This is a genomic window from Oceanotoga sp. (assembly GCF_030445905.1).
Lineage (GTDB): Bacteria > Thermotogota > Thermotogae > Petrotogales > Petrotogaceae > Oceanotoga > Oceanotoga teriensis.
Genome location: NZ_JASUSU010000057.1, coordinates 1 through 18,569, shown reverse-complemented (window position 1 = coordinate 18,569; position 18,569 = coordinate 1). Strand labels below are relative to the sequence as shown.

Here is an 18,569-nt window from a genome sequence, read left to right as displayed (position 1 = left end):
CTTTATATTCCAATATGGTTTGATTATTATTATTTTGAGATGTCTAATCCTCTTAATCCTATTCTTCCTTTATATTCCAATATGGTTTGATTATTATTTTTTCGAATCTACATTCTTGAATCTTTGCTCATCTTCCTTTATATTCCAATATGGTTTGATTATTATTTGTATAAAAGAGTTAAAATTAGATAGAAAAAGAAAACTTTATATTCCAATATGGTTTGATTATTATTCCGTATATTTGAAACCTATATTATCACTTAATTATAACTTTATAATCTGTCGACCTACTAAAAAGCTATACATTTAATCTTTAACAAAGTTTACATAACAACCCTTTCTTTATTATTAGTCGTTTTTAGAATCTGTCTATCTAAGGTGTTTATTCGCTTAGTAGAGGTCGACAGATTTTTTAAATAAAATTATCTGTTTCTTTATTTTTTAATAATTTTAATCCTTTTTCTTTAGTATATTCAACAATTGAATCATCTAAAACAAAAACACCGTTTTTTCTAAATATTTTATCCTGTCTTATACCATAAATAGATTTTGCTTTAAAATAAAAACTTGTATTTATTGGTATAGAATTAAAAAGATATTTTTTATTGAATGTTTTAAAATCCTCGTTTATTTCTTTAAAATCTTTTTCTAATAAAGCATTTATATTCGTATTATCTCTAAATAATTTTTCTGCTTCCATTTTATTATCAACGATATTTAAATAAGGATCATAATTAAAAATCAGATCTTTATAATTAAAACTTTCTTTTTGTATATCCCAAATTCTTTTTATAGAAAAAACAGCTTTTTCTATATTTGTCTTATAATATTCAAAAACTTTTTTCTCATCATAATATTCTTCTAGCATTTGATTTCTATCTTTTTCCCCTAATTCTTTTCCTTTATATTTTTTATTTTTAATAATTTTTAATGATGGATCTTTTAAATTTTTATCATAAGGAATCATTTTTTCATTTTCTAATATATACACTTCACCGTATTCTTTTGTATTATGTCTATTGCATCTTCCCATTCTTTGAATCAAAGAATCAATTGGAGCTAAATCAGTTATAAGTATATCAAAATCTAAATCAAGAGATGTTTCCACTAATTGTGTAGTAATCCAAATAATTCCTTTATTATCTTTTTCTTTAATTGAATTTAATTTATTATATTTTTCTTGCTTATCTTCAAATTTAAATCTACTATGTAATAAATCCACTTCAAAATTTTCTTGTTTATATAACTTTTCATAAGTTTTTATGGATTCATCTATAGTATTTTTTACAATTAAAATTTTTTTATTTTTATTTTTAGACAATATTGATTTAATTTTTTCTTCTTTAATTAAATCAATTTTTACTTTCTTTATATCATTCGAAATATTTTTTTGTATATTATTTTCAAATTCTGTATCAAAGGATATATAATTATCTTCAGTTTTTGAATACATAATTTTTTTGCTTTCAAGTATTTGTTGATATATTTTTGGCATAGTAGCTGTCATAAGATGATATTTCACATTAAAATGTTTTGAAGTAAAATCCATAAACAATATTAAAATCACAAACATTTTTGGATTTAAAAGATGTACTTCATCAACTGTTATTTTTGAATTATATATATTAACTAATAATTTTTCATAATTTGGATATTTAAAAAGCGATAATAAAATTTGATCTATTGTAGATATTATATATGGTTTAGCTAAGTTATGAGCTAAATTAATATCACTTAATTTTAAATTAATTCTTGTTTCTATTTCTTTATTTTCTATATTGTATAAATTTATGTCTCCATGAAGTATACCTACATTTTCTTCTCCATATATTTTTAATGCATCTAAATAAAAATTTTCTCCTGAAATTTTAGTTGGAACTAAAAATATTTTTCTTTCATTAGTCCATAAATGATCTGCTACTGTCTTCCCTGAACCTGTAAATCCTTTAGTAATAATATTTTTATTTAAATTTTCTAAAACTCTTTTTTGAATATCATTAAAGACAATTTGATCTTTATTTTTGCTTTTTTCTGCTAAAAATTTTCTTATTTTATCTTGTATATAATCATTACTTTTGCTAAAAAAATATTCATAGTCTTTTATTTTGGAAGATGCTAAATGATCGACTAAATTAACATATCCTTTCAAAAAAATATATAGTAATTTATAATCATTTTCTCTTTCAACTTCTAAATTACCTTCATTTGAAAAATCTTTATTGAAATAATTCATAAAATCGTAATCTAAAATATTTTCATCTATTTTTATATCTTTTTTAAATACTTCACTTAATTGCTTTTCAATATCAGATAAATCATAATCATTATTATCTAAAATAGCTTCTTCAATATCTTTATATAAACTTTTTTCAACATCAGAAATATTTAAATTATAATATTTTTTGAAATGACCGTGATGATACATAATACTTTTTATCATTACATTAAAAAGTATCTCATCATTTGTTTTTATATCTTCTAATAATTTTTTTGAAAATGCTCCTGATAAAATATTATGTCTAATTTCTTTACCTTCTAATAATTCAAAATTTTTCTTGATTTTATTTTGAAATTTTATATTAATTTTACCCAAATCATGCATTACAAATAATTTCAATAAGATTTCTTCCAAATCATAATCTTTTATTATATCTTGTATATTTTTATAACCTATTTTATGTTTTATTTTTTCATAAGTATTTAATAAATCATTATTATGTTCTACTAAAGTTATTTCATTACTATTTTGTGATTCTGATTTAGCATATATACTATTCATCACTATCACCAACTAACCACTTAAATAAGATTTTTTCATTTTCTGACTCATAAATATTTAATTTTATATCTTTTAAATAAGCGCCTTCATTAGAAATATAGATATAATTTCCAAATATCATTTCTCTATTTTTCTTATCTTCTAATAAATTTTTATATTTTTTTGGTATAGAATAATAAACACCTTTATTTAATATATCATTATATTTATTTTCATTTTTACCACTTTTTATTAATTCAACAGGAATATAAGTATTTTTAACCAATAAATCTTGTTTTATAGCTTGTTTTTTATCTTCTATATAGACTTCATTTACAACAATTTCTTTTACAAACATTTCTCCTTTTTTTATTGGAAATATAAAATCTTCTTTTCTTCCTAAACTCAAATATTTACTTGGATTTTCAAAACTCTCTTTTATTAACTGTAAATCTTCTTTATTTTCAGAATCAATAAAAATTTTTAGTTCTATATCTTGTAATATTTCAAAATTCATTACTCTATTTTTTGAATTAGATTTTACATAATTAAATAATTCTGGAAAATCAATATTATTTTCTAATTTATTTTTTTTATTATACCTTAATTCTTTTATAATAAATTTTTCAAAATCACTTATAATATTTCCCTCTTCTCCTCTAATAAAATCAATTCTTTTTATTTTATATTTTCCAACTACAGATAATTTTAACTCTTTATCAAATCTTTTATCACTTGCATAAGATATCATTCCAGCTATAGTAGTAGGAGAAGGTAAATTATAAGTTGATATATAATCATCTTGTTTTATTTTAGCTTCTCTGTAATGGGCATTAGGTTGCTTGAATTCTAATAACAAAATTTTATTTTCCATAGCAAATCACTCTTATATTATCCATTCATTATTTTCATTTATATCTATTCTTTCAATAAATTCTTTTAATTTTTTTACTGGCATACCTAATTCAATACAATCATTTTCCGATTCCATATTTATTTTTTTGCTAACCACAGCTATTGTATTATCTTTTAAGTCATAACTTTCAATAGTTTCAATTATTCCATCAATAATTAATTGGTTGTCTTTATTGAAAAGTATATCATCCCAAAAATAAGGCACAACACTTTCATAAGCTCCTCCAAATACTGCAAGAGGTTTTAATAGTACTTTTTGGTGTTTAATATCTCTTGTAAATTCACATAATGCATCAAATAAATCTTTAACCATTTTTAATCTTAATTCTTTATTTTTATATACTCTATCTTTAGGTTCTAAATATTTTCCATCTTTTATTTCAGTTACACCTAACCTATTAAGTTCTACTGTAACAGTATATGTATAATAATCACCAAAGACTTCTTCGTTAGCTAAAGCTTGAGTTTTTGGTATGTCTCCTTCAAATTCCACTAAATCTTTTTTTTCTTCAGTATAGAATTTTCTATTATTTTCTTGAGATAAAAACCCTCTATTTGTAATTAATTGAGTTTCATTTTTAAATTCATGAACAGATCTGAAAGGTATTACTCTTAAAGGTGATGTCTTTGAAATTTGCTTTCCAGGAATTAAAAATCCAAATAAATCATTTTCCATATCTTCAATACTTTCAATATCTTCTGGATTAGAATATAAATTACTTTTGTTTATAACAATACCAGATGGATTCCATCCTTTATTAAATAAAGACTTTCTTAATTCATATGTAAAGGTACCTACACTTGTAAAAGCATGTACTCCATCACCACTAAAATGTTTTTTTAATGGAGTAAAGTTTCCCATTCCTTGATCATTAGAAAGACCTATTGGACTAAAAGTTAATATTGTCATAGTGATACAATTTATTTTATTAGACATTATTTATTTTCCCCCTTTTTATTTGTATTATCAGGTTGAAGTAACCCCTCAATGAAAAGTCCTACATTATAATATAAATCATTTTCTGTACTTTTCATTATTGAATTAGCTAAATCTTTTGGTAAAACAGCATCTGAATTTACAGTTAATAAGTGTATAATCATTTCTAAAAGACCTTTTCTATTCAATGTTTTTAAATAATTATTTAATTTATATATAATGGATTTTTTTGATTCAACATTTAAAATTTTACCTAAACTATATCCTGAGCTTCTAAATTTATTATTATCTTCAAAATATTTAATTTTTTCTTCTGACATTTCTAAATCACCTCCATATAAAAATTTAATAAATTTTAAAAATATTCTTACATTATTTTTTGTTTTTATCATATCAATACTTTTTTCTTTTTCATCTTGAAAAATTAAATTAGCTAAAAAATATTTTAAAATTATATTATAATTTTTATAATCAACCAATCTATATAATTCTTTTTTGGTACTGCTAGTTATATAAAATGAATCTATAATAGCTTTTATCTTTAAACTTTTAATCATATTATTTATATCTAAAACACTATTCAAGTTTATTATTATTCCTTTATTAGAATCCCTTTCTATACCATAAAGCTTAAATCTATTATTTCTATAATCTGATAAGCTACTTAAAAAGCCCTTATTTCTTAATTCACGAGATATTAAGTTATATTTATAATTAAAAAACTCCATTAATTTAAGACTTTCTACATATATTAATTCAGAATTTCTATTTTCATTAATATATAATAAAAACATAATATTAAAAAATTCGCATTCAAAACAAATATTACTTCCTAAATCTTGACCATAGTTATTAAACATATTATTTTCTGACCCCATAAAAGAATATAAATACTTAGAAGTTTTCCTCTCTTTTTTCTCTTCTTTATGGGTAATATCATATTTATATACATAATTGTTATGACAAATACTACATTTAGTTTCTATTTTTTCATATTCATTATTTAAAAATTCTTCAGATTTTTCTTCAAATACAATTTCTAAAAATTTTTTTAAATTATTATGAAAATTTTCTACATTTCCAGCATTAGCACCAAATTTGCCACTATTTCTTAAATATGGAATATATTGACTTTCTATTTTATTAATTATCATTTTTTTAGTTTTATCATCATAATCAGAATTATCTACAAACTTTTTATAATTTTCAAAGTTAATATTGTCTTTATTTATTAATTCTTTTTTTCCTTTAGTTAATTCTATATTAATTCCATCAATAGCAATTTTAAAAAGAACATTTTCAACTATAATTCTATAAAAATTTCTGCTATTTATACCATTAATTTCTAAATAATTATCTTTTAATACCGCATTATAATCTTCATTTTTTAAAATCCTGTATAAATTAACTATTCCAATATCTCTTACAATTTCACCAGTTCTAAAAAATTTTATATTTTTCACCCCCTTTTAGATATTTCAAGCATTCCAAATCCCATAGAATTTTTAGAACCCAATCCCGATTGATAAATATATTCAATAACTTTTTCATTTGCAAGTATTTTTATATAACCCAAATTGCCTTTAAGTATTGTCCCATAATTTTTAACTAATACACTCCTTGTTTTTATAGGAATAATACTAATATTTTCTAAATATTCTGAAGGGAAATCTTTTAATCTATACTTTAAATTATTTTTTAATATTTCTTCAAATTCTTTATCTTCAAAAGAATAATAAACATCAGAATTATCCTTATTATCCTTTTTATGATCTCTAATTAATACAGGAGACAAAATTTTAAAATCAATATTTTTTGATAAAAAATTTTTACTTTTAAAAAATTTAATATTGCATAAATTTATACTATTATTTTTAATTTTAAATTCTCTATTAATTTGTTCCCTAAACGCTGCAAACAAATGAGTTCCAAGAACATAATCAGAAGTAGAGTAATAGAAACTAAATTTATTTTCTTCCAATAAAATTTTTTCTTTTTCAAATTTACTTTTCCCAAAATTTATTGTAAAGGTAAAATTTTTATGAATAGGATCTTTTTTATTGTAATATTGACTATAAATTTTTTCATCGTAATTAGACAAAGCATTTTTTATATAAGATAATAAAAAACGTCTATAATCTATTGGAATTACATTATTATTCGTTTTAAAATCTAATTTAAATCTCATTTTTTCACCTCACTTTCATTTTGAATTTTCTTTTACTAATAATATAATTTTATTGTGGTGTAAATGATTATTTTTTTAAAATAAATTGATATAAATAAAACATTAAAAAAATTCTATTTTAATATTACCATATTTATATAAATAAATTCAATATAAAAAATAATTTGAATTTATCTAATCTTTTTATTACGGTAGTGATAGAAAATAAAAAAAGCAATTCATTTGAAGAAGCTAATATTATGCAAATCAAATATTATTTGTATATATTAAAAGCAATAATCCTAGATGGCTAATGAAAGATTTTTGGGGTATTAAAGAAGATAAAACTTCTAATTTTTTCTAAAAAATAAATTTATAACTTTAAAAAATTCAAATTAAAACCTTAGCTAAAAAGCTAAGGTTTTTTATTATTCAATAAAATCACATAAAATTATGAAGATAAAACATTACTTATAACAGGTTTATAAATTAATTATATGATTAATTTATTAGAAATAACAAAACATTATATAATTTTTATATAAATTGTAATATTGTAAATATTACTAATACAATAGCATATTTAACATTATTATAGAGTATTTTACTATTTTCTAAGCTAACAATGCTTTATTTTTATTTTTGTTAATTATATAATGATAAAGTAAATGTATATTAATATTATAAAGGAGAAACTGTATGAAAAAATTAACAATTATTAATTTTTACTTTGTTCGTTTTTACAAATTCAAATATTTATGATGATGGAATTTTTAAAATTGCTGTATTTAAAGGATGAGATGTTTTAGATTTAAACAAAGAATACAAATTAGAATAATTTAATTGGTATGATAATTATGATTTTTTGATTGAATAATCAGAAACGTTGAAAGATAAACCTAAATATATAAAAGTATCAGATTTAAAAAATTTGTTTGAAAAAAATTTTTTTCCTTTGATTATATCAGTTTATGCCGAAAAATATGAAAGTAAATATGAAACATCATTTGCAATTTCAGCATTTCATAGAAATTTTTTTAGTTTTAAAGAAAAGAATTTATATGAATTTAATAAAAAATATTTTGATTTGCCAGGATCTATAGGGCCATATTATTTTATTGATGTACCAGAAAAACTAACTTATCAATTTTTTTCTTAATGTCAAAAAATTTAACAAATTCAAATATAAGAATAAATTTTGAAAGTCTTATACGAGTTATTATAGAAATACCAGATGCTAATAATAAAATTATTAAGTCAAGAATAGAATATTAAAAAAATGAAATAAAAAGATCAGAAAAAAATTAGAAAACAATTAATTTTAATATTAGTTAAATTTTTATATCAAAATGGAGGGGTTAGTAAATGTCAAAGAAAAAATATTATGCAGTAAAAAAAGGAAGAAATCCAGGAATATATGAAAATTGGGAAGAAACAAAAAAACAAGTTGACAAATTTCACGGTGCAGAATATAAAGGTTTTTCTTCTTTAGAAGATGCTAAAGAATATTTAGGAAATACAAAAGATAAATTAGAAGCTACTACTTTATCCAATAACCCAAACAAGATCGTTGCATATGTTGATGGAAGCTTTTATGAAAAAGAAAAAGCTTATGGTTCTGGAATTTATATTATTCATAATAATATAGAGAAAGAATTTTATAAATACGGAAATGATCAAAAATTTTTAGAAACAAGAAATGTTGCTGGTGAAATAATAGCAACTTTATTAGCTTTAGAATATACAAAGCAAAATAATGCAAAAGAAATCGATATATACTATGATTATACAGGAATAAAAAACTGGGCTTTGGGAATTTGGAAAACAACTAAATCTATTACAAAAATTTATAAAATAAAATTTGAAGAATATAAAAAACATATAAAAATTAATTTTTATAAAATAAAGGCTCATACAAATAATAAGGGAAATACAAAAGCAGATTTATTAGCAAAAAAAGCAATTGAGGAAAAGCAAAACAATATAGAATTTGATATTTCTTTAGATAATCTTGATGAAATAAATAACTATGATAAAAATATTACATTTAAAATTGACCTTTCTAAAAAAGAAGATTTTGATTTATTAGAAAATTTATATAAAAATGAAAATTATGAAATTACAAAGTTAGAATCAAATTGTTCAATTATTAGTAGGTTTAAAGTAAAAAGCAAAATTCTTAATAATTATTTATTTTTCAATCTTTATGAAAATAATGCACTAGTTATTCAAGGAAATGCCTATGATTCATTTGTTCTAGTACAAATGTTTTTTTCAAAATACAAAAATTATAAGGAAACCCTTAGATTAAATGAAGAATTTTTAAAAGCAAATGTTAAAAAGACAGAAAATGAATTTGAATCGATAATTAAAAATCTTTCAAATTTTTTAGTAGAAGAAATTAAAAATTTAATTTTTACAGCATATTTAATTACCAAACAAGAAAAAATGCCTGGATCAGGTGATTATTCTTTTTATTTAATGCCAATAATGAGAGCTACAGAAGCTTTTTTGCATGCTATATTGAATGAATTTGATATTGATAATCCTGATAAATTTGATATGTTTACTAAAACAAATACGGGTCATTATTTTTTAAAAAAAAGATGCAAAAAAAAGATTAACAATATTGAAATCGAAAATGCTATAGAAGAATGTTATAATTTTTATCATCAAAGGCATGATTATGCACACGCAAAAAATGAATTTGCTAATACAAAAATTATTAATGATCCGAATAAAGTTAATGAAGTTATTATGAAAGGTATTAATAATATAAAAAATACATACGATATATATATAAGTTAGAGGTGTATATTATGGATGCATTCAAAATAAGAAAAATAAAAAATGAAAGATATGAATATATTATATTATCTATTTCATATATTAATCCATTTAATGAACTTAAAAAAATTGAAAAAAAGTTAAAAGCAAAGAACTACAAAGGTTATGTTATATTTGACCTTTATTTATCTCATGCAAATGATGATTATAGATTTGCAGAAGGATTTTTTAATGGTGAATGTTTTGAAAAATCTAAGTTTAAATGGTTATCAGAGATTAATAAAAGTATAAAGAAAATATCTAATGAATTTTTTTATATTAATCATAAATATATTGATAATAGTTTATTATCATCTGTTGACAAAATGTATTTAAAAGAAAAAATATCTATATAATTGAGAGTATAAAAAATAAAATATGAAATTAAAATAACAAAAGACCTCGTAATTGAGGTCTTTTTTAGTAAAAAAATAAATTTAAATTTGTTAACCCTTCCAATCTAAAAAACACCTACTATAACTCCAAATAAAAGGGAGTTATTTTTTTATTTTATAGAAATTATGCTTAAAATATTCAGGAACATCTATTTTTTCAAGTTCGTAAAAACTTGAAGGCTTTATATGCCCTTTTAAGCTAAAGAAATAAATCCCCCTGTATGTTTTTCATTTTTTACTTTTTCATACGCTAAAAGCGTTGCATTTATAGCATCTTCTAGTGCTTTTCTTTCAAACATGTTATTTATTTTAAAATTTCTACTATATCCAAAAAATCTTTTTCTAATGGATTAAATTTTAAATCTTTTGAAAATATTCTATTCCAGACTACTGCGGCTATCATTTTTTTTCTATTAGTTCAGTTATAATGCTATTAAAATAAAAATCACCATTTTCTTTACTAAATTATTTTTTTCCTATTTATTTTTTCATAATAATTTTCTTTTTATTACTAAAAATAAACACCTTATTTATACCCGATAATATAGATTTTCTAATTTTAAATTTTTGATTATTATTAATATGGGAATATTTTTTTATGGTAATTATGGTTCATTTATATTCCAATATGGTTTGATTATTATTACTCGTTTTAAACTCTTTGAAAGACAGATAAATGGGTTTATATTCCAATATGGTTTGATTATTATTCCTACAGGAAAAATTAATTTACCTTTATACTTAACGTTTATATTCCAATATGGTTTGATTATTATCACCTCTAATTTATTATATATTAATTTCTACCTTTATTTATATTCCAATATGGTTTGATTATTATATTATTTTTTCTTTTTTTGATTTCTTCTATAAGATTATTTATATTCCAATATGGTTTGATTATTATAAAGAAAGATAAAGAAAGTATAATGCGATTTATAAGATTTATATTCCAATATGGTTTGATTATTATTCTGCATTTTATATATTCAAAAGTGTTTTCTAACTTATTTATATTCCAATATGGTTTGATTATTATCAAAACCTTGAAAATATTTTCTTCAAATCTGTTTTTATTTATATTCCAATATGGTTTGATTATTATCCAAAAACACAAAAATATATTAGAGCTCGTTTGAAAGATTTATATTCCAATATGGTTTGATTATTATCATTAATTAACAACTCCTTTCTTTTCTTCTTTGCCTATTTATATTCCAATATGGTTTGATTATTATTTTCATAGCTATCAAATCTGCGACAGTCATTCCACATTTATATTCCAATATGGTTTGATTATTATCAAACTCTTTGTTTATGCATATTATATTTTTATTGTGTTTATATTCCAATATGGTTTGATTATTATTACGGAATATATATTAAAACAGAAAATACAGGCGGTGTTTATATTCCAATATGGTTTGATTATTATAGAAGAAAAAAGAAGAGGCATTTGGACTTATCCAAAGTTTATATTCCAATATGGTTTGATTATTATATTTTCGTGGGACATCTCTGGTGAGATATTTGGATTTGTTTATATTCCAATATGGTTTGATTATTATGCGCCAAATTTAAATGCCTATTATTTCTCATTTATAACCTTATAATCTGTCTAACTGATAAAAAACCACACATTCAATCTTTAACAAAATTTACATAAGAAAATTTTTATTATTATTAGCCATTTTTAGAATCTGTCTATCTTAGGTGTTTATTTGATTAGTTGAAATCGACAGATTTTCAAATAAAATTATTTTCCTCTTTATTTTCTAAATACCTTCCTATACCCTTTCTAAAACTATTTTTTCACCTCACTTTCATTTTGAATTTTCTTTTAATAATTGTATAATTTTATTAAAATGTAAATGATTATTTTTTTTTTAGATATTTGACATAAATAACATGTTAAAAAAACCTTATTTTAATTTTATCATATTTATATAAATTAATTCAATAAACATCTAAAATAAAAATATTCTATTAGAAAAATTCAAGGTGGTGATAAAAAATAAAAAAATTATCTGGAATGCATATATATTACTTTAATATCTGCAAAAGAAAACTTTGGCTTTTTTCTCATAATTTAAACTTCGAAGATGAAAATATTGATGTGAAAATAGGTAAAGTGATAGAAGAAGAGTCATATAGTTCTCAAAAAAAGAATTATATGATAGACAACATAAATATAGATTATATAAAAAAGAATAAAACAATACATGAAATAAAAAAAAGGGGTCTTCGGATTTTATAGTGGAATTATCTTTTTAAAGTTTAAAAATAATTAGTGTTCAAATCGGAATATCTGGTGGAATACTAAGTGTCATAAATGTATCAATTAAATACGAGAGATACGTGAGAAAGTTAAAATAGTCTAACGAACAAGAGCTAAGAAAATTTATGGCACAATACATGGAAAAAGTGTGTGACATACTGGAAAACAGACCTTATTGTTATGACTTATACTGTATCGAGGTATTCGAATTATTGTATTTGTACCTATGTAGCAGATTAATTAAAGGACAGTCATTAATATAAGATATAGGAATTGACAACAATACTATTACACTATACAATGTAATTGTGAAATTGGTAATAAAAAGTATTATCGTTTTACTTAAATAAAAGGGAGGAATTTAAAATGAATTCAGCAAAAACTGATGTTCTAAAAGTGGAAGGTTTGGATTGCCCTTCATGTGCAACAACAGTTGAAAAAGCTTTGAAAAAATTAAAGGGAATTCAAAGTACAGAGGCTAACTTTTTTGCGGAAAAATTAACTGTAACTTATGATGATTCCAGAGTAACTCTTGACGACATTGCTGATAAATTAAAAAAAGTAGGTCACCCTGTAGTTAAATAACTCCAGTTTTTCCACTTAATGTTATCCCTTTAATTAACTTTTGAGTGGGGTTTAGTATTTAATTTATCTTTTCCTATCAAATGAATAAAAACATATCAATTTTTTTGATTACATTTTAAAAATGGAACATAAATAAGGGGGTGATATGCTCCCCCTAAAGTAGACACTTAATAAAATAAGTCTACTTTAGAGGGGATTTTTTTATGAATAGAAAAGTATATTCTGCAGATGTGTTAGAAAAATATATTCTGATGTTCATCAAAGATGGTATAAATTATCCAACTTTGGTAAAAGAGTATGGGTTATCGATACATAATACAATATTCTATCAATATGTTAATAAATATCGAAAGTATGGTTTAGAGGCCTTGAAACCTAGAAAATTAAATAATATATATTCTGAAGAATTTAAACAAAAGGTAGTTAATGCTTATTTAAATGATGAGGGATCTCTTCGAGATCTAACACTAAGATTCAATGTTCCTGCTGTATCAACTGTAAGTTATTGGATAATGAAGTATACTGAGGGTAAAAGTAGTAAGAGTTACAGTACGAAACCCGAGGTGTACACTATGAAAATGAGAAAAACAACGACCAGTGAGCGAATAGAAATTGTCAAGGATTGTTTATCCAATAACTTATCATATGTGCAAACAGCCAAAAAATATCAAGTATCTTATAATAACGTTTACTCATGGGTTCAAAAATATAAAAAACATGGAAGTGAAGGCCTAATAGATGGGCGAGGACGCCGAAAACCTTCTACGATTCAAACTGAAACTGAACAGTTACGTACAGAAATAGCTGCTTTAAAAGCTAAAAATGAGTACTTAAAAACAGAGAATGCGGTATTAAAAAAGCTCGAGGAGATAGAAAGAGGGTCGATATTAAAAGAGCACGATATGAAGCGGAATTTCAAACCATCTCCTGCCTCAAAGAAAAAGGATTCAAAATAACTCTTTTATGTCAGGTATTAGGGGTTAGTCGTGCTGGATATTATAAGTGGTTAAAACGAAAGCCGACGGCTGAGGAAATACGCTTAAATAATATCATGAAGACAATTATTGACGTGAATGAAGAAGTTAATGGTATATATGGATATAGGAGAATGACGATTTATTTAAATCACTATTGTGAGGAGAAAGCTAATCATAAATGTGTATACAGAGTAATGACTCATTTAGGTATAAAATCAGTTATTCGTAAGAAACGATACCACTATAAACCGCATAAACCACAAAATGTAGCTGAAAATGTGTTAAATCGCGAATTCAAAAAAATGTATAAAGCAAATGAAGTCCTGTTAACTGATGTAACAGAATTAAAATACAATAACCACTCTAAAGCCTATTTGAGTGCAGTTTTGGATTATGGTGAGAAGAAAATTATTGCGTGGAAATTAGGAATTTCCAATAACAACCACCTCGTAGCTGAAACATTTAAGCAAATTGAAGGTCAACTGTTACCAAATAAGACCTTGATACATAGTGATCGTGGTTATCAGTATACTTCCCATTGGTTCAAAGAATATATAAAGAGAAATGAGGTTATACAAAGTATGTCGAGACCAGGCTATTGTATTGATAACGGGCCTATGGAAAGTTTCTGGGGCATCCTTAAGGATGAATGTTATAGAAGAAAGCACTTTGAAACTTTTGAAGACCTAGAGGATGCTATTAATACTTACATTGAATTCTATAACTCAAAACGGGTTTCTTTGTCTATGGGGTTAAAGATACCAGTGAATACTAAATAGATAGTTTATTAGATTTTAAAATGACTAAAGTTGTTGCAGTTCGTTAAGTGATGACACTTTTGCCTTAGGATATATAATCGGGATGAATCCCGATTATATATCCTAAGGCAAAGAGACAAAAAATAGCTAACTGTAAAAAAATATTTGTATTTTGTAATTAAAAAAAGACTAGATAATTCTAGTCTCAAAAAAACTTATTTTTTTATCTGTCTACTTGACAGGGGTCAGTTCAGGGGAACACAGAAATGAATACAAGGTGGTATAAACACCCAAGGACAATACTGTTGATTATTGCCGCAACCGTCACAGCATTTACACTGATTGCAGAAATTGGATTCGGTCTACCTGAAATGTGGGCGATTATTTTATATAGTATTGCAATTGTTGTTGGAGGGATCTATCCAGCAAGAAGTGCATGGGTTGAATTAAGAAATGGAAGTCCCTCCATTAATACATTGCATATTGCGGCAGTAATTGGAGCTATTTATCTAGGATTATGGGGAGAAGCTGCGGGGCTTGTCGTTATTTTCTCTTTAGGTGAATTAATGGAATCATACGCATCAGATAAAGCCAGAAATGCAATTAGAGCATTAGTTGAATTAGCCCCTAGTGAAGCAACAGTCATTCGAAATGGTCGTCAAATGCGTATATTGACAGAACAAGTGGAAATCAGAGATATCGTTCTGGTACGTCCCGGAGAAAAAATACCAGTTGATGGTGTAGTCACTAAAGGTTCAACTACAGTTGATCAAGCTTCCATTACTGGAGAGTCAATACCTGTATCAAAACAATTAGGAGATGAGGTATTTGCTTCAACATTAAATGAACGTGGTGCATTGGAAATAGAAGTGACTAAACTTGCTCAAGATACAACCCTAGCCCAAATTATTAAATTAGTAGAGGGCGCACAAATGAAAAAAGGGAAAGGACAGCGGTTCAGTGAGAAATTTGGTGCCATTTACACGCCAGCCATGTTTGTATTAGCGATCATTGTGGCTATTGTACCTCCCCTTTTCTTTGGTCAACCTTTTGATGAATGGTTATATAGAGCTTTAGTGGTACTAGTCGTTTCTTGTTCTTGTGGATTAGTACTGTCTGTGCCAGTCGCAGTCGTTACTGGCATTGGAACGGCAGCTCGAAGTGGAGTAATGGTTAAAGGCGGTATTTATATAGAATCAGCTGGTAGTACTCAAGTTGTGGCATTTGATAAAACAGGAACCTTGACAGTTGGAAAGCCTTCGGTCACGGATCTTGTAACGGTATCAGACCTTTCAAATAAGCAATTATTGGAGATTGCTGGTGCGCTTGAAAAACAATCCGAACATCCTTTAGCTGATGCGATTATGGAAGAAACATTAAACAAAAAGATTACAATTCCAGATGTAGAAGAATTCGATTCACTTACAGGTCGTGGGGCAAAAGGTAAGATTAACGGAAATAATTACTACATTGGAAATCCACGCTTGTTTAACGAATTAAAAGTAAACATAAATAAAGACCACGTCATGCAAATTGAAAAGCTGCAAGGACAAGGGAAAACTGTCATGCTCTTAGGAACTGCCAATGAAGTACTTGGGATGATTGCAGTAGCTGATAGACCCAAAGAAAATGCAAAACAAGCTATTCAAAGTTTGAAAGAAGCTGGTGTGAAAAAGGTTGTTATGCTAACAGGTGATAATAGACTAACAGGTGAAGCAATTGGTAAAGAACTTGGCGTTGATGAAGTAAGAGCAGAACTCCTTCCAGAAGATAAGATTAACGCAGTGAAAGAATTGCAAAAACAGTATGGGCAGGTAGCGATGGTAGGAGATGGTGTAAATGATGCACCAGCACTGGCTCAGGCTGATGTAGGTATTGCAATGGGAGTTCAAGGAACAGACGTTGCACTAGAGACAGCAGATATTGCTTTAATGCAGGATAATTTAGATCAACTAGTATATACACTAAAATTAAGTAAAAAGACAGTTTCTAAAATAGACCAAAATATTGCTATTTCGTTAGCGATAGTTGCGTTCCTTGTTGTGACTGCCTTGATCGGAGTCATGCCTCTTACATTAGGTTTAATTATAAATGAAGGAAGTGCCTTGATTATCATTGCAAACGCAATGTTCCTTCGTAGATATCAATGGAAAAAAGAAGGTATAAGAACTAAAAACAATGCAAGTGATATTCCATTGACTAATGTAGAATAATCCAAAGAACTATGTGTAAAATAGTTGTCGGAAAGTAAAATAGTAGGGTAAGAAATTAAAGTAGACAAAAAGGAAGAAGACCCTTAATCTAGAGATAACCACAAATCCAGAAAAGAGGTCTTCTTATGAATCAAATTATAGCAGAAATTGCCAGTATATTAAAGGATTCTGAAACATTATTAGACAGTGAAATACGATTAGATCAATACCTTCCAAAAGTCATGTGTGAGCTGGTTTCCAAAGCAATCGAGATGATTGATTTGGAATTAATTCATACTTATAAAGAAAAAGGATACGATATACAGAAAACAATGAAACGTACCGTTCAGTTCTCATACGGGGCTGTTGAGATTAGGCGACGACGCATGAGAAAAGATGGCGAAAAAAGCATTGTACCATTAGATGAAGCCATCAGCTTAGAAGAGTATATTCGCTATTCACCTTTAGTTGAAATGAAAGCCGCTAAGGTTGCCTCCGATGGTGTGTATCGCAAGGCGGCTGATGCCATTAACCTCTTAACTCCGCTTCAAGTAAGTCATACAACCGTTCATAAAATGGTTCAAAAAACAGGTGAGAAAGTTCAAAAATGGACGGATGAAGCTCCGAGTCATATTGAAACACCCCAAAAAGAAAAAAGGAAAGTGCCTGTGCTGTTTATTGAAGGCGACGGGTTATTACTAAAAGGAAGAGGCGAGAAAAATCCTGAGCTTCATCGTGTTCAATTTCATGAAGGTGTGACGTACGTAGGAAAACAAAAGCGACCAGTCCTTATTGGATCCCAAGTTTTTGAAAGTACAGTATCTAGTAAAGAAGCCTTTAAACGAGCTGGGCAGTGGTTAGAAGCGATGTATGATATTCGGGAAACAATCATCGTATCCAACAGTGATGGCGGCAGCGGGTATGAAAAAGATAAATTTGAGCAGATTATTGGAAAATGCAAAAAGCATGAACACTTTAGAGATCCCTACCATGTGAATGAAAAAATAAACCAACGGTTAAGTTTTGATAAGCCTATGATTATTGAAATGAGAAAAGCTGTGAGTGCCTATGATAAAGAACGTGTTCTTAGCGTATTGGCGACGACAGAAAGTCGCATAGAAGATGAAGAAACAAGAACTGAGAAAGAAGAGCATCTCCGTCTATTAGGGGCTTATTTAGAACGCAATTGGGAAAGTATTTGTCCCTTGAAAATGCGAGACTTACCTGTCCAAAATGGAATAGGTATTTGTGAAAGTAATCATCGTCCCTACAGTTACCGTATGAAACGCCAAGGGCGTGGATTTTCAGCCAAAGGAGCTGGAAACTTAGCTTCCATTATTTCAGCTCGTAAAAACGGAACTCTTTTAGAAGCTTTGAGAGCGGAACTACCTGCATTTGAACAAACCATTGTCCCTGAATTTAAAGGGGCTGTTAGAGCTGTTTTGAAAAAGATTCATCGTCCTTCTATAGGGGTTAAAATGGGTGAAATAGCTAATTATAGTTCCACATCAAGTCCAATGGGACAACTGAAGAAAATGTTTGGGTAACGAAACACACAGAATGAGCAATTTTAATATTAAAATTGAAGAGTTACCATCTCTAGAGAAAAGTTTCCGCCAAAGTATTGACACATACAAATCACCACTATTACTTGACAAATGGAATCACCTAGTATAAAATACTAACTACCGGTAGTTAGTATTAAGGATGGTGAATTATGAAAACAAAAGATTTAATTATTGAAGAATTTATAAAATCCTTTGGTGAAAATGGATTTGAAG

15 protein-coding genes and 1 CRISPR repeat array are annotated in these 18,569 nt (G+C 25.7%); of the genes, 10 read left to right on the top strand and 5 right to left on the bottom strand.

Annotation, left to right across the window (positions count from 1 at the left end; genetic code table 11):
* Positions 1–412: 412 nt before the first annotated feature.
* The 5 genes from cas3 to cas6 are packed head-to-tail and all read right to left on the bottom strand — an operon-like array spanning position 413 to position 6,798.
* On the bottom strand, positions 413–2,779 hold the full coding sequence (gene cas3 / locus PWP28_RS12620; RefSeq protein ID WP_305081562.1) for a CRISPR-associated helicase Cas3': 2,367 nt from the start codon (positions 2,777–2,779) through the stop codon (positions 413–415).
* On the bottom strand, positions 2,772–3,632 hold the full coding sequence (cas5, locus tag PWP28_RS12615; protein ID WP_305081561.1) for a CRISPR-associated protein Cas5: 861 nt from the start codon (positions 3,630–3,632) through the stop codon (positions 2,772–2,774). The genes cas3 and cas5 overlap by 8 nt, the downstream gene beginning before the upstream one ends.
* 12 nt (positions 3,633–3,644) lie before the next feature.
* A complete protein-coding gene (locus PWP28_RS12610; protein ID WP_109604833.1) occupies positions 3,645–4,610 on the bottom strand; it encodes a type I-B CRISPR-associated protein Cas7/Cst2/DevR in 966 nt (321 codons plus the stop codon).
* Positions 4,610–6,073, bottom strand: a complete 1,464-nt coding sequence (locus PWP28_RS12605; protein ID WP_308644886.1) for a hypothetical protein — start codon at positions 6,071–6,073, stop codon at positions 4,610–4,612. Before PWP28_RS12605 ends, PWP28_RS12610 begins: the two co-directional genes overlap by 1 nt.
* A complete protein-coding gene (gene cas6 / locus PWP28_RS12600) occupies positions 6,070–6,798 on the bottom strand; it encodes a CRISPR-associated endoribonuclease Cas6 (protein WP_308644885.1) in 729 nt (242 codons plus the stop codon). The genes PWP28_RS12605 and cas6 overlap by 4 nt, the downstream gene beginning before the upstream one ends.
* 194 nt (positions 6,799–6,992) lie before the next feature.
* On the opposite strand from cas6, the gene PWP28_RS13900 reads away from it, so the two are divergent.
* From PWP28_RS13900 to PWP28_RS12560, 10 genes are all read left to right on the top strand, one after another.
* Positions 6,993–7,091 carry a Dna2/Cas4 domain-containing protein gene (locus tag PWP28_RS13900; RefSeq protein ID WP_369426079.1) on the top strand — a complete coding sequence of 33 codons (99 nt, stop codon included), beginning with the start codon at positions 6,993–6,995 and terminating at the stop codon, positions 7,089–7,091.
* 572 nt (positions 7,092–7,663) lie between these two features.
* A complete protein-coding gene (locus PWP28_RS12595; RefSeq protein ID WP_308644884.1) occupies positions 7,664–7,936 on the top strand; it encodes a hypothetical protein in 273 nt (90 codons plus the stop codon).
* Between the two features lie 206 nt (positions 7,937–8,142).
* Complete coding sequence (locus tag PWP28_RS12590) at positions 8,143–9,585, top strand: viroplasmin family protein (protein ID WP_308644883.1); 1,443 nt, start codon at positions 8,143–8,145, stop codon at positions 9,583–9,585.
* An 11-nt stretch (positions 9,586–9,596) separates the two neighbouring features.
* Positions 9,597–9,959, top strand: a complete 363-nt coding sequence (locus tag PWP28_RS12585; protein ID WP_305081555.1) for a type II toxin-antitoxin system RnlB family antitoxin — start codon at positions 9,597–9,599, stop codon at positions 9,957–9,959.
* A 588-nt stretch (positions 9,960–10,547) separates the two neighbouring features.
* A CRISPR array of direct repeats spans positions 10,548–11,566; the repeat unit is 29 nt; unit sequence TTTATATTCCAATATGGTTTGATTATTAT.
* Between the two features lie 464 nt (positions 11,567–12,030).
* The gene (locus PWP28_RS13895) at positions 12,031–12,255 is read left to right on the top strand and encodes a Dna2/Cas4 domain-containing protein (RefSeq protein ID WP_374045497.1); all 225 of its coding nucleotides are present in this window, start codon (positions 12,031–12,033) and stop codon (positions 12,253–12,255) included.
* Positions 12,256–12,642: 387 nt separating this feature from the next.
* Complete coding sequence (locus tag PWP28_RS12580) at positions 12,643–12,861, top strand: heavy-metal-associated domain-containing protein (RefSeq protein ID WP_010731340.1); 219 nt, start codon at positions 12,643–12,645, stop codon at positions 12,859–12,861.
* A gap of 203 nt (positions 12,862–13,064) precedes the next feature.
* Positions 13,065–13,817, top strand: a complete 753-nt coding sequence (locus PWP28_RS12575; RefSeq protein WP_091404665.1) for a helix-turn-helix domain-containing protein — start codon at positions 13,065–13,067, stop codon at positions 13,815–13,817.
* Positions 13,712–14,617, top strand: a complete 906-nt coding sequence (locus tag PWP28_RS12570; protein ID WP_109606641.1) for an IS3 family transposase — start codon at positions 13,712–13,714, stop codon at positions 14,615–14,617. Before PWP28_RS12575 ends, PWP28_RS12570 begins: the two co-directional genes overlap by 106 nt.
* A 245-nt stretch (positions 14,618–14,862) precedes the next feature.
* Positions 14,863–16,809 carry a cation-translocating P-type ATPase gene (locus PWP28_RS12565; protein ID WP_091404662.1) on the top strand — a complete coding sequence of 649 codons (1,947 nt, stop codon included), beginning with the start codon at positions 14,863–14,865 and terminating at the stop codon, positions 16,807–16,809.
* Positions 16,810–16,934: 125 nt separating this feature from the next.
* The gene (locus PWP28_RS12560; protein WP_308644882.1) at positions 16,935–18,335 is read left to right on the top strand and encodes an ISLre2 family transposase; all 1,401 of its coding nucleotides are present in this window, start codon (positions 16,935–16,937) and stop codon (positions 18,333–18,335) included.
* The last annotated feature ends 234 nt before the right edge of the window (positions 18,336–18,569 follow it).

What these genes read in the sequence shown, in the direction of transcription:
- cas3 (WP_305081562.1), bottom strand. Translation starts at nt 2,779, where the DNA reads ATGAATAGTATATATGCTAAATCAGAATCACAAAATAGTAATGAAATA.
- cas5 (WP_305081561.1), bottom strand. Translation starts at nt 3,632, where the DNA reads ATGGAAAATAAAATTTTGTTATTAGAATTCAAGCAACCTAATGCCCAT.
- PWP28_RS12610 (WP_109604833.1), bottom strand. Translation starts at nt 4,610, where the DNA reads ATGTCTAATAAAATAAATTGTATCACTATGACAATATTAACTTTTAGT.
- cas6 (WP_308644885.1), bottom strand. Translation starts at nt 6,798, where the DNA reads ATGAGATTTAAATTAGATTTTAAAACGAATAATAATGTAATTCCAATA.
- PWP28_RS12590 (WP_308644883.1), top strand. Translation starts at nt 8,143, where the DNA reads ATGTCAAAGAAAAAATATTATGCAGTAAAAAAAGGAAGAAATCCAGGA.
- PWP28_RS12585 (WP_305081555.1), top strand. Translation starts at nt 9,597, where the DNA reads ATGGATGCATTCAAAATAAGAAAAATAAAAAATGAAAGATATGAATAT.
- PWP28_RS13895 (WP_374045497.1), top strand. Translation starts at nt 12,031, where the DNA reads ATGCATATATATTACTTTAATATCTGCAAAAGAAAACTTTGGCTTTTT.
- PWP28_RS12580 (WP_010731340.1), top strand. Translation starts at nt 12,643, where the DNA reads ATGAATTCAGCAAAAACTGATGTTCTAAAAGTGGAAGGTTTGGATTGC.
- PWP28_RS12575 (WP_091404665.1), top strand. Translation starts at nt 13,065, where the DNA reads ATGAATAGAAAAGTATATTCTGCAGATGTGTTAGAAAAATATATTCTG.
- PWP28_RS12565 (WP_091404662.1), top strand. Translation starts at nt 14,863, where the DNA reads ATGAATACAAGGTGGTATAAACACCCAAGGACAATACTGTTGATTATT.
- PWP28_RS12560 (WP_308644882.1), top strand. Translation starts at nt 16,935, where the DNA reads ATGAATCAAATTATAGCAGAAATTGCCAGTATATTAAAGGATTCTGAA.